This window comes from Mammaliicoccus sp. JADD-157 (assembly GCF_049310805.1).
Classification (GTDB): Bacteria; Bacillota; Bacilli; order Staphylococcales; family Staphylococcaceae; genus Mammaliicoccus; species Mammaliicoccus lentus.
The window spans coordinates 108,308-130,928 of sequence record NZ_JBMOVZ010000002.1; the positions used below are offsets into that span (position 1 = coordinate 108,308).

A 22,621-nucleotide genomic window follows, 5' to 3' on the forward strand; every position below is an offset into this window, starting at 1 on the left:
GTTGAAGTACTCTTCAGGAATGCGTCACAAAGTTATCCTTTTGCCTGAGAGATTCACACTAACATGGCTTGCTCCTTCGGCGATGAATTATTCATTCATTCTCTCTAACTTTGATCATTCGCAAATATATCTTTGTCCAGAGAATTAATAATCTCTGTAACAACTACTTCTTTAGGTCTATCTGCATCAATATGTATGAATGCGATATCATTATAACTTGATTCTCGTTTTGAATACAAGCTTTTTAAATCTTCTAGTGATTTTCCATTAGCATTTGGTCTGTTTGGGTCATGATTAATTCTCTCATAAACTGTATCAACATCGCATTTTAACCAAATGTTATGAGGGTTACCTTTCATAACATTTCTTGATGCTTCAGACTCAATAATACCACCACCAGTTGAAATAATAACGTCTTTATCAATCCATTCTTCCAGTGATTTTTTTTCCAAATTACGAAAATGTGATTCTCCATACTTAGCAAAAATTTCTGGAATTGATAGTTTAGTTGTTTCAACGATATAAGTATCGATATCAACTAAAGGTTTGTCATAATGTTCACCTAAATAATTACCGATTGAAGTTTTACCTACGCCCATAAATCCTATTAATACTACTGACATTATATCGACTCCTTAGTTGCTATATTCCAACTTAAACTATATTCTATCTCATTATTCAGAAAATAAAAAGACTATAAATCATTTATTTAAAATAATTTTTATTTCGTTTTTGTAGTATTCTTCTAGATGATTATAGATTTTCATTTTATAACTATATTGAACGAGATAAAATGATAAAAAAGCAGAATAGACAAATAATATACTAAGAAGAAATGGTAAAATAAATCCATTGTTTTTAAATAAATATCGTTTCACGAATTGTGATTCTCCCCTTAATGATTTCTAAGTCAATCTGTATATTACCATTATCGTTTTTATTGATTTTAAAAGATTTAACTTTATTTAATAAAGTTATATTTCCTCTGCCATTTATACTTTTATAAATTTTAGAATTTAATAAGGTATACTCAGAACTCGAGTGTTTATGGGTAAAAATTATTTTATTATAAACCTGGTTAAGTTTGATTTCAGCCTCTTTGCTCTCTTCTATAATATCTTTTCTAAACATTATTAATTCATATTCACTATGATTAAAAGCATTTTCTTTCAGAGCATATATACTTTGAATTAAGAATGGTATTAACGCTAATATAATCATTAAAAATGATAAAGATAATAACATTTCTAACATCGTAAACCCTTTGTTATTTCTGAACACAAACTTTTTCATAACTATACACGTCTTCCAAGCATATTTTGTCATTCAAATGACTTAATTTCATTTTAGTAGTATCGTACTTTATTTGTTTGGATTGTACTGATTGATATAGAATTTGATAAAGCTTAATTTGTTTCTGTTCACTTTGTATATGTTTATTTAATGTATGAACTATCGGTAATAAAGTGCCTCCTAACAATACGATAATAAATATAGATAACATTAAATCTATAAATACATAACCATTATTTTTCTTCAACAATTCTATACCTCCCTTTTTCAATACGAAATATGACAAGATAACGTTTATTATTAAACTCTAGTTTTAATGTTCCAAATTGATTGATATTACCTTCTCCATCGTAAACTAATGTAGTGAATTTATTATCTTTAGATATTTTTCCTTTATATAGATTAATTGAATGTATATTTCCGTTATTAATTTGATATTGTATTTTGGTTGAATTTGGTTTAAACCATACAAGTATAGGTTGTTTAGTTGATAAAGATTTGGTTTCTAAATATTCTAATTTTGTTTCAAAATCATTAATGCCACTTGTTAAACCAAATTTATCTACAGAATTAATTGAAATGTATATTGTTATGAGAACAATAATACTTAGAATACTCAACACAATTACCATTTCTATTAACGTGAAGCCTTTATTATTCATTATTGAGCTACTACTTCTCCGTTATTTAAAACAATGTTCTGACCAGATTTACAAGTCAATTAATTCTCTTTTATGAACCCATCACTTACTAAATCATTAATTGAATTTGGCTTAGCATCGTGTTTTAATGTATATGCTTCTACTTGGCTAGCAACCATTTTAACTTGTGCCTGACAACCAGTACTTTTCACGGTTTCAGACTGCTTGCTTATGTTAGGGATTATAATTATAAGTAAAATACTTATAATTAATAATACGATTAACATCTCAATCAACGTGAAGCCTTCTTCTTTTTTAAAAAACTTTATATTTTTCATTTATTTCATCCTTTCATTTAATGCCATCAACCATTTGTAGCATTGGTAAAATAATAATTAAATATAATGTGACGATTAGGAATGCCAAAGTTCCAAAGACGATAGGTTGTACCCACTTTAAATGTTTGATAATAGATTTTTCTAGTTTCTCAAGCATATATACACTAAAATAATATAATTCTAAGTCTAATTTAGATTTATGTTCTCCATGTGTAATATATTGAATCAGAGTACTATCAAAACAATTCAAGTTATTAATCGCTTGGGGTAAGGAGTCTCCTGATTTCATTGATTGTTGAATAAATAATCCGATATATTTTAATACATCGTCTTTAGTCTGCATAATATAAATTTCAATTATTTTATGAAGCGGTATGCCATTTTGAATAAAAAATGAAAAGTCTCTAGATAATCTATATGAGCGATACATCGAAATATATTGATTCAAAATAGGAATTTTATTAAAAAAGTAGATTTTCTTTGATACTTCTATACCTATATAGAAAAAATAACCTAATAACAATGTGAGAATTGCGATTAAAAATATAATTAATAACGAAGTTGGTAAGTAAGAAAATATTGTAGATAATACTTTTAATGAGGTAGAGACATTTATGTTCATTGATTGATAAATTTCATTGAATTGAGGGATAATCGTGTGATTAACTGCGGTTAGTAACATGAAAAATATAAAAAATAAAAGTGTTGGATATTGAATCGTTTTTATAAATTTTTGTTTCACTTGTTCTATCTTTTTCAAATACAAAATTGAGTGATCTATAGAATCAATCATATTGCCATATTGTTCACCAAAATAAATTTGAGTGATAATAACTTGAGGATAATTTAAAAATGAAACAACTTCATGAAGTTGACCAGTATTTTTTACTATTTCAATAAGCTTTTCCTTAATACGTAACCTTGATAATTGCGAAAATTGATCAGTTAGTAATTGTACTGATTCCATTAATGTGAAACCTTGCTTTAACATATCTGATAAGCGTGTTAAAAATAGTATTTGGTCTTTCTTTAATATATTGCCTTTCTTCATCATGATTTATTTTCTAAATATAGATTAATTTCATGACTAAATATATAAGTCATTTGTCTATATCTATTTCCTAATTGGTCATTTAAAAGTCTTTGATTGGCTATACATGCGATACCTTGTTTTATTTGCTCTTTAGATATTCCAAGTTCTAAAAGTCTATAAATAGCCCCTAAATTATCTTTCGCATGCATTGTAGATAATATTAAATGACCACTTAAACTTGCTTGTATAACTTGCTTGGCTGTTTCTTCATCTCTAATTTCTCCTATCATGACAACATCTGGATCACATCTTAAAATGGCTTTAAAAGAATTATGATAATTTATGTTTGCTTTTTCATTTACAGAAACTTGTACTACACCATCTAAAACTTGTTCAACTGGGTCTTCAATCGTAATAATATGTTTATCTTTAATTTGTTGTAAGTCATATAAAAATTGGTACATAATCGTCGATTTACCCGAACCGGTTGGTCCTGTGAACAAAAATAAGCCTTCGGAATTAAACATTTCTTCTTTAATTATTTTATAATTGTCATCAATATTATGGTCAATATATTCTTCGAAATATTTAGGCGTTAACCTAATTGAGCAAGACTCAATTCCTAGACTTAAAGGTAAAGTGGATATTCTTAAATAATATTTATATATATCATCAAATATATATTGACCACTTTGAGCTTTATTCCTTTCACTTACATCTAGATGAGCAATAAACTTCATATAAATTAATAAACGGTTATATAAAGCGTTATTAATATCACAATCATAAATCGTATTCTCACCACTTATCCTCAACTGAACTTTGACCCGATCCTCTTTCACTGGAATAAAATGAATGTCAGTTGCTTTCAAAATAATAGCATCTTTGATAATTGTCTTAAATAAAGTTTCCATAATCGCCTCCTAATATATATAAACGTAATGAAAACCTTGTTTTACTTACTATATACTTTATATTTTGTAGTAATGCCTATTTACTTTTACACATAGTAACTTTATAATTGTAAGTGACTAAGAAAGTAAACACAGAGGGGGTTCATAAGAAGATGGATAAAGTTTTTAAAACTCTAGGCTTCTGGACTGCTATATTTGCTACAATGTTTTATGTTGGCGGTATGAACATGATGGCTTATTTCTTCGTAGCTCAAACAGGATTTTTCGTATTGTTGGGATACTTAAAATTAACTGAAAGAATGTATATGTATATATTCGCACTATATTTAGTTGTATGCTTTGTTGGATTTACATATTATTCAACATTCTTACTAGAGCCAAGTTTCGGACATCATGGTTAATAGAAGTTTATCTCAACCTAAAAACACCAATTCGTTATTTAACGAATTGGTGTTTTTTATAGCTTTAACTAAAACCATTTAAATAAGGATTGCTCATTTCTTCTTGTTCTATTGTAGTATCTGGACCATGGCCAGGGAACACGGTTGTATCTGGATTTAAAGATAGAAGTTTATCTTCAATAGAATTTAATAAAGTTTGAGTATCTCCTTTATATAAATCTGTTCTACCTATTCCACCTTTAAACAGTGTATCTCCAACGATTGCAAAGTCATCAAAAACAAACGTTAAACTGCCTGGTGAATGACCAGGAGTATGCAGAGCTTCAAACTCAAACTCACCTATAACATGATGTCCTTCATCAATCACTGTTGGTATTGTTTTTTGTACTACTTGAGGTAACTGATATGCTTCAAACTTTTTAGAACCATTTTTTACAGTATCAGTTAACCAAGATTTTTCTTCATTATGAACATAAACTTCAACGCCCTGCTTGTTGACCACTGCATCTATTCCACCAATATGGTCAAAGTGTGCATGTGTTAATAATATGGCAGCTAATTTTTTATTAAATTTTTTTATACGTTCATTTATAAATTCACCGTTATCACCTGGATCGATAACTAATAGTTCACTTTCACCTTCAATTATATAACAATTTGTTTCAACTATTCCTAAAGAATAACTATGGACTTTCATTTTCTTTCCTCCTCTTGTAAAAAGTATCTCGACAAAACACAATATTAATTATACAATTAATATGATAATAAAAGAAAAATGTATTGGGGGTAATGGAATGCCATTTATCGACACAGGGGAACTATTTGAATTATTCGGAGTAAAGATACATATCGGTGTTAATATTTTCTCATTGTTAATGCTAGCGGTATTTATACTCGGAATATTCGGTTTGATTTCAGCATTCAAAAACAAAAATGTTTTAGGCATTCTTTTTGGTGCGATTACAGTAGTAGCATTTGGTTTCTTTTCACTTGCTACAATATTCACTTATGGATATCCAATATTAAGTCATTAAAGAAAGACGAGTTAAAACTCGTCTTTTTTTTATTTGTCTAAATGTCTTTGTACTGAATCTAATTTTTCATTCATTTTTCTCGATTTATCTCTTCTATCATCAATCCTAATATTTGTACAAACTCTATCTAGTCCTTTATTAAATGGACTTTCATGAATCTCTTGTACAACTTCTAATAAATCTTTTAAGTCACCTTCAATTAATGTGTTCATTGGTGTTAATTGAAAATCTATTTTACCAGCTTCTTTATGTTTTTCCAAAATTAATTGAATATCAGCGATATACTCACTTACACTTGGTCCTTCAGTCCCGACTGGAATTACTACGACATCTACAATTGCCATTATGCATTCTCCTTATCTATTACATATGTTTTAATCAATCCTGCTGCACCAATAATCCCTGCATCATTACCTAAACTCGCAACAACAATTTCTGTGTCTTCTTTAGCAGGCTTGAACGTCATTTTTTCATAATGCTCTTTGATATATTCAATTAAAATATCACCGGCTTTACTAACGCCTCCCCCAATTATAATATATTTAGGGTTACTCATGACACTCATAATACTTGCCGCATACGCAATATAATTAGCGACTTTATCAATTATAAATAAACTAAACTCGTCTCCTATTTTTGCTGCATCAAAAACATCTTTTGCTGAAACATTTTTAGTTGTGATTAAGTCGTGGATACTAGATTTAACACTCATATTTGAATAATAATAGTGTACTAAATTAATAACACCAGTAGCAGAAGCTACAGTTTCTAAGCAACCTTTCATACCACAATTACATCGGAACCTTTTTTCATGATCTACTACGAAATGCCCAATTTCAGCTCCCGAACCATTATGTCCATGAACTAATTCATCGTTAGAGACGATTCCACCTCCAACACCTGTTCCTAATGTGATGCAAACAACATCACTTTCGTTTTGTCCGCCACCTTTAAACTTCTCTCCTAAAGCAGCTACATTAGCATCATTATCTACATAAATTGGGCCATCAAAATATTGTTGCATGATTTTTCTAACTTCAATTTTACCTGTCCAATTTAAATTGACCGCTCCATGAACTATGCCATTATCAAAATCTATTGGCCCAGGTACTCCAATTCCCATTCCAAGTACATCTGATAAAGTAATATCATGTTTTTTTAAATGTACGTTGAAAGAATCGGAGATATTCTCTAATATTCCTTCCCCTGCTTTATTAGTCGCTATTTCCCATTTTTCAACTATGTCTAATTTTTCATCGAAAATCCCTAATTTACAAGTAGTTCCGCCAATATCAGCTGATAGTATATATGTCATTTATTTTCAATCCTTCTCTGATTTATAATTAATCTTGCTTGTAAAAATGTTTCCTTCGAAATTAACATCGATTTGTATAAGTCTTTAATTTCTTGCTCCATCATTTCTAATTGATCATCTTCATTTTTAAAATATATTATATAACCAAATTTTTTCAACAATTGTTGTACATCATATAAATTATTCATCTTTAACTCCTAAATGCTGCGATTTCTTTTTTCAAAGCACTGTAATTTTTATTATTTCCATTTAATTTTATCGCTTTGTTATTAAATTTCTCTGCTTTATCGTAATCATCTTTTGCACGATAACCTAATGCGAGTTGATAATTTAAATCTGCTGAGTCTGGAAAAGCTTTTAATCCTTTTTCCCATTCTAGTATAGCCTCGTCTAATGACTTATCATTAGCTTTAATTAGACCGCTAAGTATATATGTTTCATCTGACTCAAAGTGCTTATTTTTTATATGTGTAATCATCTTTTCAGCGCTATTAAAATTCCCTTGATTCATAGCATCTTTCGTTAATTCATCATAAATATAATGTTGTTGCCTATTAAAAATTACGATTATGAGAATAATAGTTAATACGAAAAATCCAATGAAATATAACCATTTACGCTTATCGTTGTCCATCCATTTTTGAATGCAATACATAATGATAGCACCACCGATAAATCCACCTAAATGAGCAAAATGGTTAACATTATTTATGAATAACGTAAATAATGAAATAATCAAAATACCTATAAATGTTTGTAAAACAAATTGTTTATTAATATTACTTTTAGTAAATAGATAAACGATAAACGCACCAATTAACCCGAATATTGCGCCACTAGCACCAATCGAAATAGAAGTTGTATCAATACTTAAAGAAACGATGCCAGCGAATAAACCGGAAATTAAGTATATCGTCCCCATCTTTATAGAACCTATGGCTCCTTCTATCAATTTACCAAATACGATTAACGAGAACATATTCATCAGTAAATGTGTGATGTCTGCATGTAAAAACATGGAGGTAAACAATCTATACCATTCGCCATGCACCACATTGAAATGAACGAGTCCTCCATAATCTATTAAGCTAATTTGTGAATCTCGCTTAAACACTAGAACTATTGATAACCATACAATGACATTAGTTGCGATTAAAAAATATGTTACTGGTGAAAATTTCAACATAAATTTATCTATAAAACTAGCGTTTAATAATTTATTTTTATATGTTGTAACAGACATTAATTTATTACGTTTAATTTGATGTTTTGTCACTACATGTGATGTTACTTTCTCAAAATCTTTAATTTCATTAATAACATAGTATTTAATTTTAGGACGACTAGTTTGCTTAAACTCTGTTAAGTCCATCTCTTTATCAGATATATAAAATACATCTAACTGTTCAAAACTAAACCCTATAAACTCTATTAAATTACTAAGATGGTCTGTGACTTTTTTAAAGTCAAAGTCCACTTCTTGATGAGTTGGTGTTTTATGTATAAATCGTTTAACTGTTTTTTTAGCTTCATGAGTCAGCCAAATTTCGTCATTATCCTCATCAATTGATAATATTGTATAACCTTCTGTGTACACTAAATAATAAATCGACTTCCACATTCTTTTTAATTTTTCCATTTATTTTTCTCCATATACTTCTCTTGGTAATAATAATTCTTGTACTGGTACATCATGACTTTCTATATCAAAACCATGAATTTGTATTGGATATACTAAACTTAAAGTTGAACCAGTATAATCCGCAAGATATTTGTCAAAATATCCTCCACCATAACCAATCCGATAACCATCATGACGAAATACAACACCAGGTACAATAATTAAATCGATATCAGCACTTATTTCCGTTTCTTTAGTAATAAATCTTATTCCTTTTGAATCGAATGATATAGAATTCATATCGTATAATCGCTGAAACTTCATTTCTTTTGTTAAGTAATTTGTTGTCGGTACATAAACTTCTTTATTTAATTTAAGCAATTCTTCGATAATAGGATCCGTATTCACTTCATGGTCCATGCTCAAAACAATTGCTACAGATTTAGCTTGTATAAAATAATCATGTTTAAATAATTGTTCATATAAATCTTCATCAAAAGTTAATTTTTGAGCTTTAGTTTGTTCTTTCATTTCTTGAAGTACTTTTTTTCTAAGTAATTTTTTAGTAGTCATGGTCTTCTACACTTCCTAAATAAATTATTTAAAACCACGTTAGACACCTTTAATAATAACATAAGAAATACAGGGTAAGGTAGTTGTTGCACCTTATAAATTCATTTTCATTATATAAAAATAAAAAACACATAACTATAAAATAGCCATGTGTTTTCATTCGTTTTATTATTTAGTTTCTCTATGAAGAGTGTGTTTACCGTCGCGAGCACAATATTTTTTCATTTCGATTCGCTCTGGGTTATTACGTTTATTCTTTTTAGAGATGTAGTTTCTTTCACCACAATCAGTACATGCTAAAGTTACGTTTACGCGCATGATGAACCCTCCTGTTCTTATTTCAATTAATATACGACCTTTTTATAATACCATCTATGGTTACAGAATTCCAGTATTATTTTTCAATAGATTCATAGTGTTCACCTGTTATATAGTAATAACAACTTTCACTTATATTTTTTATATGGTCGCCTATTCTTTCTAAATACCTTGCAGCTAAATGTGCTTGAGTCGAAATAAATGGATCATCATCTATTAAATAAGTTGTATTACTAATTTCTCTATACAAATCATCAATATCTGTATCTCTTTCAATAATCTCTTTGATTAATAATATATCTTTATTTCGAATTGCATTTTCTAAATCTTTTAACATTAACATCGCTAATTTACCCATTGTTTTTAATCTTGTAAGAATAAAATAATCAGTAATAATAACACGCTTCCTAATTTGTGCAATGTTCGTTGAGTTGTCCGCCATTCTTTCTAGTTCAGAAGCAATTTTAAGTGCAGAAATCATAACGCGCAAATCTGTAGCCATTGGTTGTTGTTTTGTAATTAACATTACTACTTTTTCATTAATATCATATTCCATTTTATTAATTTTACTATCATAAGCAATAAGTGCTCTAGCGTTTTTTTTATCTTCATCGCTTAACACTGACACAGACTGTTCTATCATATTATATACTTCTTTACCTAATTCAAATAAATCTTCTATAAGTGCTTTCAGTTCGCCTTCGTACTTTTCTCTTATAACCATATTAACCAAATCTCCCTGAAATGTAATCTTCAGTTTGTTTGTCAGCCGGATTAGAAAAGATTTTGTCAGTGTTATCAAATTCATTTACGTATCCATTTAAGAAGAAAGCTGTTTTATCAGAAATTCTAGCTGCTTGTTGCATGTTATGTGTAACAATAATGATAGAGTATTTTGATTTTAAGTCTTGTACTAACTCTTCAACTTTAAGAGTTGATATTGGATCTAAAGCCGATGTAGGTTCATCCATTAAAATAACATCAGGTTCTATTGCTAAACAACGTGCAATACAAATTCTTTGCTGTTGTCCCCCAGATAAACTGTAAGCATTTTGATCTAATTTATCTTTACACTCGTCCCAAATTGCAGCGCCTTTTAAAGAACGTTCTACAATTTCATCGAGAATTTTTTTATCTGTAATACCATGAATTCTAGGTCCATAAGTTATGTTATCATATATTGATTTAGGGAATGGATTTGGCTTTTGGAACACCATACCAACATTCGTTCTTAATTCTTCAACACTATATTTCTTATCAAAAATATTTTTATCTCTATAAATAATTTCTCCAGATGTTTTTACACTTGGAATTAATTCAATCATACGATTTAACGTTTTGATATAAGTTGATTTACCACAACCAGATGGTCCTATAATTGCTGTAACTTCATTTTCAGCAATATCTAAATTTATATTTTTTAAAGCATGGAAATCACCATACCATAAATCTAAATTGTTTGTTTTGTATACAATATTTTTTTCTTGTTCTATAATCTTTTTATTTTCTAAGTTTTCATTTGATGTAGCATTTTGAGATAACTCTCTTATTTTAACGTCTGTCATCATTATGACCCCTCTTCATTTTGATTTAAAGTTTACGTTGATATTTATTTCTAATATATATAGCTATTGAGTTCATTATTATGAGTATGATTAACAATACAATAATTGCCGCTGATGAGACCAATTGGAATTCAGCTTGTGGCAGTTTAGCCCAGTTGTATATTTGCATTGGTAATGCCTGGAATGAATCAAATATACTATTTGGTGTTTTCATTAATATGGCTGGTATACCGATTACTACTAATGGAGCAGTTTCTCCTAACGCTCTCGATAAAGCTAATATGGTACCAGTTAATATTCCTGGTATAGAAGCTGGCAATACTACATTTTTAATTGTTTGCCACTTAGTACTGCCTAAGCCTAAAGAAGCTTCTCTAATAGACGAAGGCACTGATTTTAGCGCTTCTTGACTAGCTACAATGATAATTGGCAATATCATTAAAGACATCGTTAGTGCTGCTGCTATTACCGATTTCCCTAATGATAAATTCTCAAATCCTGCGCCTCGAACAAATATTGTTAGCCCTAATAAACCAAAGACTACTGATGGTACACCTGCTAAGTTAGAGATGTTCACTCTAATGAATTTTGTGAACCAATTTTCTTTAGCATATTCCACCATGTATATAGCTGTTCCTACTCCAAGAATGATTGATATTGGTGCAATCGTCATCATTAACCAAAGTGTACCAATTAACGCACCTTTAATACCTGCACTGCTTGGTGTCGTAGATGAGAAATTAGTAAAGAAATCCACATTAAGATGTGTTATTCCTTTTCTAAATATATCAAATAACAAAATAGCTAATACGACTAAACCTATTAGTGTACAAATTAAAAATACACTTTTAATAACTTTATTCTTCATTAGCCTAGTAGGTAATTTTTTGCGAACTATTGATTGATCTACTAAATTTGTATTCGACATATTAATACTCCTCTCTAAAGCGCTTCGTTACCCACTGAGAAATGATGTTCATAATAAATGTGAATAAGAACAATGTGAAACCAACCGCATATATACTGTAATAAATATCAGAACCATATGTTGCGTCACCAGTTGCAACTTGAACAATAAACCCTGTCATGGTTTGTATAGAACCTATTAAACTAAATGATGAATCCGGTGTGCTACCAGCTGCTAGTGAAACAATCATTGTTTCCCCAATTGCTCTAGAAATCGCTAATACAATTGAAGCAATGATGCCTGATAACGCTGCAGGAAACACTATTTTTGTAGCAAGTTCAAATTTAGTAGCTCCTAAACCTAATGCACCCTCTTTAATAGAATCAGGTACTGAACTCATAGCATCTTCACTCATACTTGTAATCATTGGTATAATCATAACCCCCACGACTAAACCTGGACTAATTGAGTTAAAGCTGCCTAATTCTGGGAAAATGCTTCTTAATATTGGTGTAACAAAAGTTAAAGCAAAGAAACCATAAACAATAGTTGGTATACCCGCTAAAATTTCTAAAATCGGCTTAATAATTCTTCTTGATTTATCCGATGCATACTCACTTAAATACAGTGCTGCTCCTAATCCAACTGGTACAGCAAAGACTGTTGCAACTGCAGTTACTTTTAAAGTACCGAGAATTAGAGAGAAAATTCCGTATTTAGGATCGGAAGAAAACGGCGCCCATTCTTTTGATAGTAGGAATTCCATTGGATTTACTCTTGTAAAGAAAGTTACTGTCTCAGTTAAAAGTGTAAATAATATCCCGATAGTTGTAAGTACTGAAACAGAGGCAATAAGTAGCAATACAATTGGAACTGCTTTATCAGCAAATACTTTTCCTTTATTATTATTATTTTTCTTTATTAATTCTTGAACAGAAGTTTGTTCTTTCATACAATTGACTCCTTCATTTTGAAAAAGGGCGACATTAAGACGCCCTTAGCTTTGATTGATTTTTAATTATTTTTTAAACTTTTCTAATGTTTCTTTATCTTTGTCATATTCTTCATCTTTAAGTGGAACATATCCTGCATCTTTAGATGCTTTCTTAGAATGTTCAATTACATATTCCATAAATCCGTGGAATGCATCATTTTCTTCTAGTGATTTATTTTTAGCGTATACAAACAATGGTCTACTTAAAGGATAAGAATTATCATTTATTGTTTTTTCTTCTGGTGCTATTGCTTTATCTTTATCGTCTTTAATTTTCACTGCTTTTAATGAATCTTTATTTTCTTGATAGAAGTTATATCCAAAGAACCCGATTGAATCTTTGTTATCTTGCACTGATTTAACAATAACGTTTGTATCAGCATTTTTTTCTGATTTTAAATCTTTCTCATCTAATACTTCTTCACTAAAGAAATCGTAAGTACCGTGAGATTGGTCTGGTGAAAAAGCTTTTATTTTTTTATCTGGGAATTTAGAATTTACATCTTTCCAAGTTTTAGCTTCACCATTATAAATTTTTGCTAGTTCATCTTTACTCAATTCGTCTACAAAATCATTTTCTTTATTAACTGCTACTGTTAAACCATCTTGAGCTACTTTAAATTCTGTATATTCTATGTTTTCTTTTTTAAGTTTCTCTTTTTCTTCATCTTTAATTTCTCGAGATGCATTTGCAAAGTCTGTTTCACCAGCGATAAATTTTTCAAATCCTCCACCAGTTCCCGAAACCCCGATTGATACTGACACATCAGGCTGATCCTTTGAGAATTCTTCATTTATTTTTTCCATTACAGGTGCTACTGTTGAAGAACCATCACCTTTAACTTCACCACTTAATTTATCGTCTCCAGAAGATTTGCTTTCTCCTGAACTAGATTTTTCTGCTGCGCCTCCACAAGCACCTAATAATAGTGCAGAACTTAATGCAGTTGTAGTTCCAATCAATTGCCATTTTTTCATGTCAAATCCTCCTATTAATTACACCCTTAATATTTATTACATCTTCACTTTACAATTACTTTATTAATTACAAATAAACCTAATGTAAAGTTTGTGTTAAGACGTTATGAAAACGTTTATATCGTCATTAGTTGTGACAAATATAAGTCGAAAAGGCATAAAACAGCTAAATATAGCTGATAAAATAAAAAAGGAGCTTGGAACATAAATCCTAACTCAAAATAACTAAGTCCTCACTTTACTGATTTATTCAGTTAGAAATGAGATATTATTTTTATATAAACTTCAATTTTGTTCGTACATGCTTGCCTAGAGTATCTACTCTCTTCTTATTCTTCATAAACAATAAGCGCGAGTAGTAGATTGGTTGATTATGTTGCACGTGGACCTTCTCTTGCAACATTCGCTACTTTATTTACACAAATAAGAGGCTGAGACAAATTAATTGTCTCAGCCTCTTTATGAATTACTTCTTATCTTTAAAGTAATAATTTATGATATCTCTACCTAAGTCCCCACCTGGTAACCATGGTTCTGGTACTGGTTGGTTTGTATATGTGATTGAGAATGATAACTCAGGGTCTTTAGCTGGTGCATATCCTACATATGTCGAGTTAACCTGTGGTTTACCATCTTTAAATACTTCTGCTGTTCCAGTCTTACCTGCTGATCTAACTACAGTATCATGGAAACTAGAATACCCTGTTCCTTCTTCTTTATTAAATGCCATATCGAAACCTTTTTGGACTTGTTTTATTTCTTTATCATTATTGTTTACTTTGTTCATCACTTCACCTTTAAATGATTTCTTAATAGGTCCAAGTGAATCTTCATTAGTAGAATTTCTAATTTCTTTTGCTAAGTGTGGTTTTAAGCGGTAACCATCGTTAGCTATTGTAGAAACATATTGTGATAATTGTATTGGTGTATAAGTATCAAATTGTCCAATTGCTAAATCAATATAATTACCTGGATTATCTTTAATAGGTTCGATTTGACCTGCTGTTTCATTTGGTAAATCTATACCTGTTTTAACACCTAACCCTACTTGGTTTAACCCTTTTCTTAATTTAATACCGGCATCTTCCACATCAGATGGTAATGACATACCACTATTATATGGTGTGCCCGCTAATAATAATGCTGTTTTATACATAAACACGTTTGATGAATGCATAAGTGCTTCAGCATCTGTTATTCTCTTCGTACCATCTTGGTTAAAGTAAGAACGTTTCGTTAAACCACCACTAAATTTTAATGGTTCATCGACCATTGAATCTCCAACTTTTAATGCGTCGTTTTGATAACCCGCTAATAAAGTAGCGCCTTTTACAGATGAACCAACTGTATATTGACTTGTAATATTACCGATATGATTATCAGTAATTTTGCCATTTTCATCAATTTCTCTACCTGCCATTGCAAGTACATCACCATTTCTTGGGTCTTGTACAACAACCATCACTCGATCCATATCTTTGGCACCTTTATTTCGTAATGATTCTATATGTTTATCAACATATTCTTCAACTTTTTTCTGTAAATCTATATCGATTGTTAAGACAAGATCATTACCTCTAGATCCTTCAGATATAACTTCAGAACTTGTTATTTTTCCGGATTTATCAGTAACGTATTTCATTTTTTTCTTAGAACCTTTTAGAATATCTTCATATTGGTATTCTAAATATGATTTACCTACTCTATCGTTTCTTGAATATCCTTTTGATAAATAGTCGTTTACTAATTCTTTCGGTAAACCTTCCTCTTTGCTAGAAACATCACCAAATAATGTTCTTAGTGTTTCTTCATATGGATATCTTCTTTCCCAGTCCATTGTCGTATTAACACCTGGTAATTCAGATAAATGTTGAGATACAGCAGCATATTCTTCATTGCCTACATCTTCATTTTTTATGACTACCGGGCTTAACTGAGAACCTGAATTCATTTCTCTAAAAATAGCTAAAACTTGTAAATCGTCTTTAGATAATTCATCTGTATATTTCTTCGTCACTTTATTGTATAAAGCTTCATCATAATCATCTTGACTTATGTTACCGTCAGAGAAAAGTGCTTGTTCATCTTTCATAAGCTTTTGCACTTTATCTTGATTTTTGATAATCCAGTAATCTTGTTTATCTCGATCTGTGATACGAGAAGTATCCATTTTTATTAAATGAGATAATTTTTCTGCAATATCTAAAATATCATCCTGACTCGTTCTTCTATCTCTAGTATATGTAATTGCTTTCTTAGATTCATTATCGACTAGTACTTTTCCATTTCTATCGTAAATTCGACCTCTAGGGACCGATTCGTTCACAGTGATTGATTCTGTACTATCAATTGTTCTCTTATACTCAGCACCTTTTACAATTTGTAAATACCCTAATCGCATAATTAAGACTGAGAATAAAATGACAACTATCCCTAAGATGATACTTACGCGTTTATTCATTAAAAGTCGAAATTCTTCTTCTTTAGATTTCTTTTTTAATCGTTTCAAGAACTAAACCTACCTTTTCAACTCTAATATAATACTTTCATAATATATGATTATAGCTAACAATGCCATTGATATAGTTGAAATTTTATAAAAAAAGAGAGCGAGAGGAAAATCTCTTTTTTCTAAAAAGATTTCGTTATCTCACCCCAGCTTGGATGATTAGGAATGAAAAAAGCTTGATATAAGAGAATTTCAATCCAATCAACTACTGCCAATAAAAAACAAGTCCGGGACAATTAATTATGCCCCGGACTCTATTAATAAATTATTTTGCTGCTTGGTATAATTCGTTTACTTTATCCCAATTTACAACATTCCAGAATGCACTGATATAATCTGGACGTTTGTTTTGGTATTTCAAGTAGTAAGCGTGTTCCCAAACATCTAATCCTAATACAGGAATTTTACCTTCAGATAATGGGTTATCTTGGTTTGGAGTTGAAACGATTGATAATTCACCGTTATCTACAACTAACCATGCCCAACCTGAACCGAAGCGTCCAGCTGCTGCTGCTGCAAACTCTTCTTTAAATTTGTCTAATGAACCGAAAGTAGAACTGATTGCATCTACTACTTCGCCTGATGGTTCAGAAGCATTTGGAGTTAACATCTCCCAGAATAATGAGTGATTGTAATGTCCGCCACCATTGTTTTGAACTGCAGTACGGATATCATCTGGTACAGAATTTAAGTTTTTAATAATATCTTCAATAGATTTACTTTCTAAGTCAGTACCTTTAACTGCATCATTTAGTTTTGTTACATAAGTGTTATGGTGTTTCGTATGATGAATCTCCATTGTCTCTTTATCGATGTGTGGTTCTAATGCATCATACGCATATGGTAATTTTGGTAATTCAAAAGCCATAAATAATCATCCTCCTCATTTGTTTTACATACTTATCTTATCAAGTTTATTCTATTTTAACAAATCTTTTGTTTATTAATATTCAAAATATTTAGTTTAGTATTTAATCATGTTGCACTTAAATCGATTTATCATTATTATTAATTAAGAATGAGGTGAACGCATGCAATATGTTAATGAATTAAAGAGATTGATTAAGCATCCAAAAAAATATCCCATGTATAGAATTACTAAATTGAGATATGTTTTTCTACATATATTACTACTGAGTATAATTCTAATTGTACCGAATACTATTCAGTATTTTCAAATCACTCAAAATATATCTACATTAGCTCACGAAGAAGTTGATGAAATTCCTAAGTTTAAAATACATAATAATGAAATGAAACTGTCTGAAGAAAAAATCATTAAACTAAATGATAAACATTCTATTGTATTTACTAAATCACAACAATTTAAAATGAAACCCGAACATCTAGTCGTCTTTAAACCACAGGACATAGAAATATCAAATTATAATGATCATACTAAAATAAGTTATGGTTCTTTATCAAGTGTAATTCATGATGAAAAGGATTTATCTAGTTTTATCGATACTATTAATGCTTCCAAATATTTTTATTTCTCTATCATTATCTTACTATTATTGTTTATACAATTTATGAGTATTTCATTTAAAATTGCTATAGTTGCTTTTATAGGTCACTTAATTAGTATCCTGTTAAATAAAAAATCTAGATATATGACTTGGTTTAAAATGGTAACATTTATTATATCTATTCCTACTTTAGTCTTATTATTAGGTATTCTTATTGGGAACGCTTTATTAATGTTTGTATCATGGTGTATAATAATTGTGGGCATTATTGTTACGGCATATTATTTACCAAACGGAAAGAAACGTGCTAGTCTTAAACAATAATAAATTAAATAAAGGGGTCTTATCATGTCACAAATCACTCATCGTACTAAAACGAAGCCAGTTAAAGTGGGCAATTTAACAATAGGCGGTTCTGATGAAGTAGTTATTCAAAGTATGACGACTACTAAAACACATGATGTTGAAGCAACAGTAGCAGAAATCAAACGTTTAGAAGAAGCAGGTTGTCAAATAGTCCGTGTAGCTTGTCCTAACGAAGAAGATGCTTATGCTATTAAAGACATAAAGTCACAAATTAACATTCCACTTGTCGTGGATATACATTTCAATTATAAATTAGCATTAATTGCAATTGAAAACGGTGCTGATAAGATTCGTATCAATCCTGGTAATATAGGTAGAAGAGAAAAGGTAGAAGCCGTTGTAAAAGCATGTAAAGAAAAGAATATTCCAATAAGAATTGGCGTTAATGCTGGCTCTTTAGAAAAACATATTATAAAAAAATATGGTTACCCTACTGCAGATGGTATGGTAGAAAGTGCATTACACCATATTAAAATACTAGAAGATTTAGATTTCCATGATATTATCGTATCTATGAAAGCTAGTGATGTTAACTTAGCTATAGAAGCTTATACTAAAGCAGCACAAGCTTTTGATTACCCGTTACATTTAGGTATTACAGAAAGTGGTACATTATTTAATGGTACTGTTAAATCATCAGCAGGTTTAGGTGCTATTTTAAGTCTAGGCATTGGAAATACTTGTCGAATTTCATTATCTGCTGATCCAGTTGAAGAAGTTAAAGTAGCTAAATCTTTACTTAAAGCTTTCGGCTTAGCTAGTAATGCTACTACTTTAATTGCATGCCCTACTTGTGGACGTATTGAAATTGATTTAATATCCATTGCCAACGAAGTTGAAGAATATATTTCTAACCTTCAAGTACCTTTAAAAGTAGCGGTATTGGGTTGTGCAGTAAATGGTCCTGGCGAAGCTCGTGAAGCTGATATAGGTATAGCTGGAGCACGTGGAGAAGGACTTTTATTCATGAAAGGTAAAACAGTTCGAAAAGTGCCAGAAGAAACAATGGTGGAAGAATTAAAAAAAGAAATCGATAAACTGGCAATAGAAATGGAAAAAGCATAAAGTTCAACAAAACAGGAAAAACAAATTAAGGCACAATAAATTTTATTTATTGTGTTTTTATTAAATTTATAAAAAGGTGATTTAAATGACTCGGAAACCAAGATTAGGAATAGATATTGATGGTACAGTTACATGTCCCAAAACTTTCGTTCCTTATTTACAAAAAGATTTTAATGAGAAATTACGTTATGAAGATATAACTGAATACAATTTAGCTAATGTATTAAAGTGTGAGGAAGAAGAAATGTTAAACTGGTTCAAAAATAATGAATCTTATATATATCAAAATTCCCCAGTTGCTGAAGGCGCTAAAGATATATTAAACCAGCTAAAACACGAATATGAATTATATTACATCAGTGCCAGACACCACTATTTAGAAGATATAACTAAGACTTGGTTTGATACACACAATATTCCTTTTGATCAAATCATATTAACAGGGAGCCACGATAAATTAAAGGTTACTAAAGAACAACGTATTGACGTATTCTTTGAAGATAAATTGGATAATGCTTTAGATATTAACGAAAAGCTTAATATCCCGGTCTTTTTATTCGATACGCCTTATAATCAAAAATCACTTAATAAAGGCATATATAGAATTAATAATTGGCATGACGTATCAAGCATTTTAAGTAAAATATAAAAAAGGACTTCTTCACTAGATTTAACAACTAATGAAGAAGTCCTTTTAATTTATCCCGTTTTACAATTTTCGCATTTACCGTATACTTCTAATTTATGTGAAGTAATTTCAACATTTCCTAACTGTTGTTTGATTACATCCATTGGACAAAAATCAATAACTTTTGTGTTTCCGCATGATTCACAAATAAAGTGATGATGGTGATGATCTTGACATGAAATTCTAAACTTCATTTCTCCATCTATTTCCGTACTTTCTATAATATTTAGAGATTTAAATAAATATAAGTTTCTATAGATAGTATCAAACGATAAACCTTTATAATCATCTTTCAAAGCTTCTTGAATATATTTAGCCGTTATATATTTATCTTCATTAACAAATAATGAAATAATATCGCGACGTTTATTTGTATATTTATGTCCTTCACTCTTCAAGATTTGAATGGCCTCTTCTACTTTCAAGATGATAGCCTCCTTTTTTTATCAATACTTTACTATAAGTAATACTTCCTAATAACTCTATTATCAATAAACCTACTATAATACCACCCGGAGAAATATTCAAATAGAATGAAAGTATTAATCCCAGTATCACAGATAATTCACCAAATAAGATACTTAATCCTATTAGTTGTTTAAAGCCTTTTGCTAGTCTCATACTCGTAGCAACTGGTAAAGTCATTAAACTACTGACTAATAATATTCCTACAACTCTCATTGAAGCGGAAATAACTAGCGCTACAATGACAATGAATAATAATTGAATCCACTTAGGCATCCCTATTACTCGAGAATATTCTTCATCAAATGATAAAACGAAAAGCGATTTATACAGCAACATAACAAATATTAATACGATGATTGTTATAGCCAATATCGTAAATAAGTCACTTAAATTTACAGCACTAATTGACCCAAATAAATAACCAAATAAATCTTGATTAAAGCCACTAGCTAAAGAAATAAAAATAACACTTATTCCAATACCTGCACTCATAATAATAGGTATCGCGATTTCTTGATAATGTTTGTATTCAGTTCTTAACTCTTCAATTAATAATGCACCAGCTATCGAAAAGATAATACCGAACCATATAGGATTTACAGCAGCAAACACTGGACTAATGCTCATAAAGAACAGTCCCATAGAGATACCACCAAGCGTCACATGGCTCAATGCATCCGCGATGAGAGATAATCTTCTTACAACGATAAAAGCACCAATTAAAGGCGCAATTAGCCCAACAAGAATACCACTAATAAACGAATATCTTATAAAATCAAAATTCATAAAAGCATCGATCATACACAGCACGACCTTTCGAGCTCATATGATTGTGTATGCTGTTCATACGTAACCCAATACGCATTAGAATCATTGGGTGTACCTTCCATATATCATAACTCCTAACCATTTTTGTTTTGTTTATTATACTTTAGTTTATGTAGCAAGAAGCTAATCACTTAAAATCATATTTATCCTATTAACTAACATTTTCATTTAAGTTACACAATTCTTACTTTTTTATTAATAATTCTTATAGTCATTTAAAGTACTATTAGTAGTGTAAATCGTATTCATTACTAAATCAACCTTAATTGCTTTATAAAATAAAATTTTAACCTCAATGTATTATTTTAAAATAGTAATAAAAAATAGCCGCTTGTGTAGCACCACAAACGACTAAACTTCAATAAGCTATGGTAAGGTAGACCTATTATTATCTATGGCCTAACATTTTACACTTAGTACACCATCCAAAGCTACTGAGTGTTTTTAGATTTATATAGTAACATTACATTTTGTAATGCGCAATATTTTTTGTCTATTCGCTTATGGCTTCTTCTTCAACACAACAACTTCTATCGTGCTGATGGTCTACGAACTGGACTGGATGTCCATATATTTTAGAAATCGCTACTTCATCTAATGATTTGAATGATTCGCTGGTTCCATGGAAATGTATGTGTTGGTTTAGGCATGCTACTTTACTTGCTGTGTCTGCAACTACACCAATGTCGTGTGTTACTAAAATAATTGTGATTCCCTCTTCTTTCAGTTGTGTTAATAACTGATAGAATTCTGATACGTGTCGTGCATCTATACCAACAGTTGGTTCGTCTAATATTAAAATGCTTGGTTTAGATATTAAAGCACGTGCGATAAAAGTTCTTTGTTGTTGCCCTCCTGATAATTGGGCTATATTTTCATTTTTTAAATTACTTATATTTAAACGTTCTAATATTTCATCGACTTTTGCTACATCATCTTTATTAAACCATTTAAACAAACCTTTATTTTTAGTTAATCCACTCATAACAACTTCTTTTACAGTTGCAGGAAATCCTGAACTAAATGCGTTAGATTTTTGAGATACATAACTTATTTTTTCCCATGATTTATATTGGTTTATTTTTTTACCACTTATATATATATCACCCTTTTGTAAAGGTAATAATCCTAAAATTAATTTTAATAACGTAGACTTACCTGATCCGTTCGGACCTACAATAGCTAAAAAGTCTCCTCTGTATATTTGGATATTAATATCTCTTAATGCTAATTTACTAGGATAACTATAACTTATGTTTTTTAATTCGAAAATTGGTGTTTCATTTTCCACATTATTCACCTC

29 protein-coding genes and 1 riboswitch are annotated in these 22,621 nt (G+C 30.0%); of the genes, 5 read left to right on the forward strand and 24 right to left on the reverse strand.

The window, feature by feature from the left end; translation table 11 throughout:
* Window positions 1-22: 22 nt before the first annotated feature.
* Window positions 23-118, reverse strand: a riboswitch (glycine riboswitch).
* The 7 genes from ACO6VN_RS07025 to comGA all read right to left on the reverse strand — a co-directional run bounded on the left by ACO6VN_RS07025 (window position 105) and on the right by comGA (window position 4,219).
* On the reverse strand, window positions 105-623 hold the full coding sequence (locus tag ACO6VN_RS07025) for a shikimate kinase (RefSeq protein ID WP_194201223.1): 519 nt from the start codon (window positions 621-623) through the stop codon (window positions 105-107). (Overlaps the previous riboswitch by 14 nt.)
* Before the next feature lie 235 nt (window positions 624-858).
* Window positions 859-1,254, reverse strand: coding sequence for a competence type IV pilus minor pilin ComGF (gene comGF, locus ACO6VN_RS07030; protein WP_228086194.1), 396 nt, complete (start codon window positions 1,252-1,254; stop codon window positions 859-861).
* A 13-nt stretch (window positions 1,255-1,267) separates the two neighbouring features.
* Window positions 1,268-1,543, reverse strand: coding sequence for a competence type IV pilus minor pilin ComGE (gene comGE / locus ACO6VN_RS07035; protein WP_194201225.1), 276 nt, complete (start codon window positions 1,541-1,543; stop codon window positions 1,268-1,270).
* Complete coding sequence (gene comGD, locus ACO6VN_RS07040) at window positions 1,527-1,955, reverse strand: competence type IV pilus minor pilin ComGD (RefSeq protein WP_194201226.1); 429 nt, start codon at window positions 1,953-1,955, stop codon at window positions 1,527-1,529. Before comGD ends, comGE begins: the two co-directional genes overlap by 17 nt.
* Before the next feature lie 59 nt (window positions 1,956-2,014).
* Window positions 2,015-2,272: a competence type IV pilus major pilin ComGC gene (comGC, locus tag ACO6VN_RS07045; protein WP_422404424.1), complete on the reverse strand. Its 258-nt coding sequence runs from the start codon at window positions 2,270-2,272 to the stop codon at window positions 2,015-2,017.
* A gap of 13 nt (window positions 2,273-2,285) precedes the next feature.
* On the reverse strand, window positions 2,286-3,326 hold the full coding sequence (comGB, locus tag ACO6VN_RS07050; RefSeq protein WP_228064610.1) for a competence type IV pilus assembly protein ComGB: 1,041 nt from the start codon (window positions 3,324-3,326) through the stop codon (window positions 2,286-2,288).
* Window positions 3,323-4,219, reverse strand: a complete 897-nt coding sequence (comGA, locus tag ACO6VN_RS07055) for a competence type IV pilus ATPase ComGA (protein ID WP_017000235.1) — start codon at window positions 4,217-4,219, stop codon at window positions 3,323-3,325. Before comGA ends, comGB begins: the two co-directional genes overlap by 4 nt.
* 152 nt (window positions 4,220-4,371) lie before the next feature.
* Between comGA and ACO6VN_RS07060 the strand changes: the two genes are divergently transcribed.
* Complete coding sequence (locus ACO6VN_RS07060) at window positions 4,372-4,620, forward strand: DUF2626 family protein (protein WP_017000234.1); 249 nt, start codon at window positions 4,372-4,374, stop codon at window positions 4,618-4,620.
* Window positions 4,621-4,684: 64 nt separating this feature from the next.
* Here ACO6VN_RS07060 and ACO6VN_RS07065 read toward each other — a convergent pair whose 3' ends face one another.
* A complete protein-coding gene (locus tag ACO6VN_RS07065; RefSeq protein ID WP_017000233.1) occupies window positions 4,685-5,317 on the reverse strand; it encodes an MBL fold metallo-hydrolase in 633 nt (210 codons plus the stop codon).
* Between the two features lie 97 nt (window positions 5,318-5,414).
* Between ACO6VN_RS07065 and ACO6VN_RS07070 the strand changes: the two genes are divergently transcribed.
* Window positions 5,415-5,654, forward strand: coding sequence for a DUF2759 domain-containing protein (locus ACO6VN_RS07070; RefSeq protein ID WP_017000232.1), 240 nt, complete (start codon window positions 5,415-5,417; stop codon window positions 5,652-5,654).
* A gap of 29 nt (window positions 5,655-5,683) precedes the next feature.
* Here the strand turns inward: ACO6VN_RS07070 and ACO6VN_RS07075 are convergent, their stop codons facing one another.
* The 13 genes from ACO6VN_RS07075 to ACO6VN_RS07135 all read right to left on the reverse strand — a co-directional run bounded on the left by ACO6VN_RS07075 (window position 5,684) and on the right by ACO6VN_RS07135 (window position 17,302).
* The gene (locus ACO6VN_RS07075) at window positions 5,684-5,998 is read right to left on the reverse strand and encodes an MTH1187 family thiamine-binding protein (RefSeq protein ID WP_017000231.1); all 315 of its coding nucleotides are present in this window, start codon (window positions 5,996-5,998) and stop codon (window positions 5,684-5,686) included.
* Window positions 5,998-6,969 (reverse strand): ROK family glucokinase, encoded by a 972-nt coding sequence (locus tag ACO6VN_RS07080; protein WP_194201284.1) that lies wholly within the window; start codon window positions 6,967-6,969, stop codon window positions 5,998-6,000. The genes ACO6VN_RS07075 and ACO6VN_RS07080 overlap by 1 nt, the downstream gene beginning before the upstream one ends.
* Entirely contained in the window at window positions 6,966-7,157 is a 192-nt protein-coding gene (locus tag ACO6VN_RS07085; protein ID WP_017000229.1) for a YqgQ family protein, read from the reverse strand. Before ACO6VN_RS07085 ends, ACO6VN_RS07080 begins: the two co-directional genes overlap by 4 nt.
* 2 nt (window positions 7,158-7,159) lie before the next feature.
* Window positions 7,160-8,608 carry a rhomboid family intramembrane serine protease gene (locus ACO6VN_RS07090; protein WP_194201285.1) on the reverse strand — a complete coding sequence of 483 codons (1,449 nt, stop codon included), beginning with the start codon at window positions 8,606-8,608 and terminating at the stop codon, window positions 7,160-7,162.
* Complete coding sequence (locus ACO6VN_RS07095; RefSeq protein WP_194201286.1) at window positions 8,609-9,163, reverse strand: 5-formyltetrahydrofolate cyclo-ligase; 555 nt, start codon at window positions 9,161-9,163, stop codon at window positions 8,609-8,611.
* Window positions 9,164-9,331: 168 nt separating this feature from the next.
* On the reverse strand, window positions 9,332-9,481 hold the full coding sequence (gene rpmG, locus ACO6VN_RS07100; RefSeq protein WP_016911879.1) for a 50S ribosomal protein L33: 150 nt from the start codon (window positions 9,479-9,481) through the stop codon (window positions 9,332-9,334).
* Between the two features lie 76 nt (window positions 9,482-9,557).
* Entirely contained in the window at window positions 9,558-10,205 is a 648-nt protein-coding gene (phoU, locus tag ACO6VN_RS07105) for a phosphate signaling complex protein PhoU (RefSeq protein WP_064211048.1), read from the reverse strand.
* A gap of 1 nt (window position 10,206) precedes the next feature.
* Window positions 10,207-11,049, reverse strand: a complete 843-nt coding sequence (gene pstB, locus ACO6VN_RS07110; RefSeq protein ID WP_017000224.1) for a phosphate ABC transporter ATP-binding protein PstB — start codon at window positions 11,047-11,049, stop codon at window positions 10,207-10,209.
* A gap of 22 nt (window positions 11,050-11,071) precedes the next feature.
* Complete coding sequence (gene pstA, locus ACO6VN_RS07115) at window positions 11,072-11,974, reverse strand: phosphate ABC transporter permease PstA (RefSeq protein ID WP_017000223.1); 903 nt, start codon at window positions 11,972-11,974, stop codon at window positions 11,072-11,074.
* Window position 11,975: 1 nt separating this feature from the next.
* Entirely contained in the window at window positions 11,976-12,905 is a 930-nt protein-coding gene (pstC, locus tag ACO6VN_RS07120) for a phosphate ABC transporter permease subunit PstC (RefSeq protein ID WP_194201287.1), read from the reverse strand.
* A gap of 66 nt (window positions 12,906-12,971) precedes the next feature.
* Complete coding sequence (locus tag ACO6VN_RS07125) at window positions 12,972-13,925, reverse strand: PstS family phosphate ABC transporter substrate-binding protein (RefSeq protein WP_194201288.1); 954 nt, start codon at window positions 13,923-13,925, stop codon at window positions 12,972-12,974.
* A 466-nt stretch (window positions 13,926-14,391) separates the two neighbouring features.
* On the reverse strand, window positions 14,392-16,386 hold the full coding sequence (locus ACO6VN_RS07130) for a peptidoglycan D,D-transpeptidase FtsI family protein (RefSeq protein WP_216683396.1): 1,995 nt from the start codon (window positions 16,384-16,386) through the stop codon (window positions 14,392-14,394).
* A 313-nt stretch (window positions 16,387-16,699) separates the two neighbouring features.
* Complete coding sequence (locus ACO6VN_RS07135) at window positions 16,700-17,302, reverse strand: superoxide dismutase (protein WP_016998592.1); 603 nt, start codon at window positions 17,300-17,302, stop codon at window positions 16,700-16,702.
* A 163-nt stretch (window positions 17,303-17,465) separates the two neighbouring features.
* Here ACO6VN_RS07135 and ACO6VN_RS07140 point away from each other — a divergent pair, with 163 nt between their 5' ends.
* The 3 genes from ACO6VN_RS07140 to ACO6VN_RS07150 all read left to right on the forward strand — a co-directional run bounded on the left by ACO6VN_RS07140 (window position 17,466) and on the right by ACO6VN_RS07150 (window position 19,983).
* Window positions 17,466-18,227, forward strand: a complete 762-nt coding sequence (locus ACO6VN_RS07140) for a DUF1189 family protein (RefSeq protein WP_194201289.1) — start codon at window positions 17,466-17,468, stop codon at window positions 18,225-18,227.
* Window positions 18,228-18,260: 33 nt separating this feature from the next.
* The gene (gene ispG / locus ACO6VN_RS07145) at window positions 18,261-19,334 is read left to right on the forward strand and encodes a flavodoxin-dependent (E)-4-hydroxy-3-methylbut-2-enyl-diphosphate synthase (RefSeq protein WP_422404568.1); all 1,074 of its coding nucleotides are present in this window, start codon (window positions 18,261-18,263) and stop codon (window positions 19,332-19,334) included.
* Between the two features lie 85 nt (window positions 19,335-19,419).
* Complete coding sequence (locus ACO6VN_RS07150; RefSeq protein ID WP_064204530.1) at window positions 19,420-19,983, forward strand: 5' nucleotidase, NT5C type; 564 nt, start codon at window positions 19,420-19,422, stop codon at window positions 19,981-19,983.
* A 50-nt stretch (window positions 19,984-20,033) separates the two neighbouring features.
* Here the strand turns inward: ACO6VN_RS07150 and ACO6VN_RS07155 are convergent, their stop codons facing one another.
* From ACO6VN_RS07155 to ACO6VN_RS07165, 3 genes are all read right to left on the reverse strand, one after another.
* Complete coding sequence (locus tag ACO6VN_RS07155; protein WP_016998588.1) at window positions 20,034-20,447, reverse strand: Fur family transcriptional regulator; 414 nt, start codon at window positions 20,445-20,447, stop codon at window positions 20,034-20,036.
* On the reverse strand, window positions 20,410-21,291 hold the full coding sequence (locus ACO6VN_RS07160; protein ID WP_016998587.1) for a metal ABC transporter permease: 882 nt from the start codon (window positions 21,289-21,291) through the stop codon (window positions 20,410-20,412). The genes ACO6VN_RS07155 and ACO6VN_RS07160 overlap by 38 nt, the downstream gene beginning before the upstream one ends.
* 520 nt (window positions 21,292-21,811) lie before the next feature.
* A complete protein-coding gene (locus ACO6VN_RS07165; protein WP_064211044.1) occupies window positions 21,812-22,609 on the reverse strand; it encodes a metal ABC transporter ATP-binding protein in 798 nt (265 codons plus the stop codon).
* Between the last annotated feature and the right edge of the window lie 12 nt (window positions 22,610-22,621).

What these genes read in the sequence shown, in the direction of transcription:
- ACO6VN_RS07025 (WP_194201223.1), bottom strand. Translation starts at nt 623, where the DNA reads ATGTCAGTAGTATTAATAGGATTTATGGGCGTAGGTAAAACTTCAATC.
- comGF (WP_228086194.1), bottom strand. Translation starts at nt 1,254, where the DNA reads ATGTTAGAAATGTTATTATCTTTATCATTTTTAATGATTATATTAGCG.
- comGD (WP_194201226.1), bottom strand. Translation starts at nt 1,955, where the DNA reads ATGAATAATAAAGGCTTCACGTTAATAGAAATGGTAATTGTGTTGAGT.
- comGC (WP_422404424.1), bottom strand. Translation starts at nt 2,272, where the DNA reads ATGAAAAATATAAAGTTTTTTAAAAAAGAAGAAGGCTTCACGTTGATT.
- comGB (WP_228064610.1), bottom strand. Translation starts at nt 3,326, where the DNA reads ATGATGAAGAAAGGCAATATATTAAAGAAAGACCAAATACTATTTTTA.
- comGA (WP_017000235.1), bottom strand. Translation starts at nt 4,219, where the DNA reads ATGGAAACTTTATTTAAGACAATTATCAAAGATGCTATTATTTTGAAA.
- ACO6VN_RS07060 (WP_017000234.1), top strand. Translation starts at nt 4,372, where the DNA reads ATGGATAAAGTTTTTAAAACTCTAGGCTTCTGGACTGCTATATTTGCT.
- ACO6VN_RS07065 (WP_017000233.1), bottom strand. Translation starts at nt 5,317, where the DNA reads ATGAAAGTCCATAGTTATTCTTTAGGAATAGTTGAAACAAATTGTTAT.
- ACO6VN_RS07070 (WP_017000232.1), top strand. Translation starts at nt 5,415, where the DNA reads ATGCCATTTATCGACACAGGGGAACTATTTGAATTATTCGGAGTAAAG.
- ACO6VN_RS07075 (WP_017000231.1), bottom strand. Translation starts at nt 5,998, where the DNA reads ATGGCAATTGTAGATGTCGTAGTAATTCCAGTCGGGACTGAAGGACCA.
- ACO6VN_RS07080 (WP_194201284.1), bottom strand. Translation starts at nt 6,969, where the DNA reads ATGACATATATACTATCAGCTGATATTGGCGGAACTACTTGTAAATTA.
- ACO6VN_RS07085 (WP_017000229.1), bottom strand. Translation starts at nt 7,157, where the DNA reads ATGAATAATTTATATGATGTACAACAATTGTTGAAAAAATTTGGTTAT.
- ACO6VN_RS07090 (WP_194201285.1), bottom strand. Translation starts at nt 8,608, where the DNA reads ATGGAAAAATTAAAAAGAATGTGGAAGTCGATTTATTATTTAGTGTAC.
- ACO6VN_RS07095 (WP_194201286.1), bottom strand. Translation starts at nt 9,163, where the DNA reads ATGACTACTAAAAAATTACTTAGAAAAAAAGTACTTCAAGAAATGAAA.
- rpmG (WP_016911879.1), bottom strand. Translation starts at nt 9,481, where the DNA reads ATGCGCGTAAACGTAACTTTAGCATGTACTGATTGTGGTGAAAGAAAC.
- phoU (WP_064211048.1), bottom strand. Translation starts at nt 10,205, where the DNA reads ATGGTTATAAGAGAAAAGTACGAAGGCGAACTGAAAGCACTTATAGAA.
- pstB (WP_017000224.1), bottom strand. Translation starts at nt 11,049, where the DNA reads ATGATGACAGACGTTAAAATAAGAGAGTTATCTCAAAATGCTACATCA.
- pstA (WP_017000223.1), bottom strand. Translation starts at nt 11,974, where the DNA reads ATGTCGAATACAAATTTAGTAGATCAATCAATAGTTCGCAAAAAATTA.
- pstC (WP_194201287.1), bottom strand. Translation starts at nt 12,905, where the DNA reads ATGAAAGAACAAACTTCTGTTCAAGAATTAATAAAGAAAAATAATAAT.
- ACO6VN_RS07125 (WP_194201288.1), bottom strand. Translation starts at nt 13,925, where the DNA reads ATGAAAAAATGGCAATTGATTGGAACTACAACTGCATTAAGTTCTGCA.
- ACO6VN_RS07130 (WP_216683396.1), bottom strand. Translation starts at nt 16,386, where the DNA reads ATGAATAAACGCGTAAGTATCATCTTAGGGATAGTTGTCATTTTATTC.
- ACO6VN_RS07135 (WP_016998592.1), bottom strand. Translation starts at nt 17,302, where the DNA reads ATGGCTTTTGAATTACCAAAATTACCATATGCGTATGATGCATTAGAA.
- ACO6VN_RS07140 (WP_194201289.1), top strand. Translation starts at nt 17,466, where the DNA reads ATGCAATATGTTAATGAATTAAAGAGATTGATTAAGCATCCAAAAAAA.
- ACO6VN_RS07150 (WP_064204530.1), top strand. Translation starts at nt 19,420, where the DNA reads ATGACTCGGAAACCAAGATTAGGAATAGATATTGATGGTACAGTTACA.
- ACO6VN_RS07160 (WP_016998587.1), bottom strand. Translation starts at nt 21,291, where the DNA reads ATGATCGATGCTTTTATGAATTTTGATTTTATAAGATATTCGTTTATT.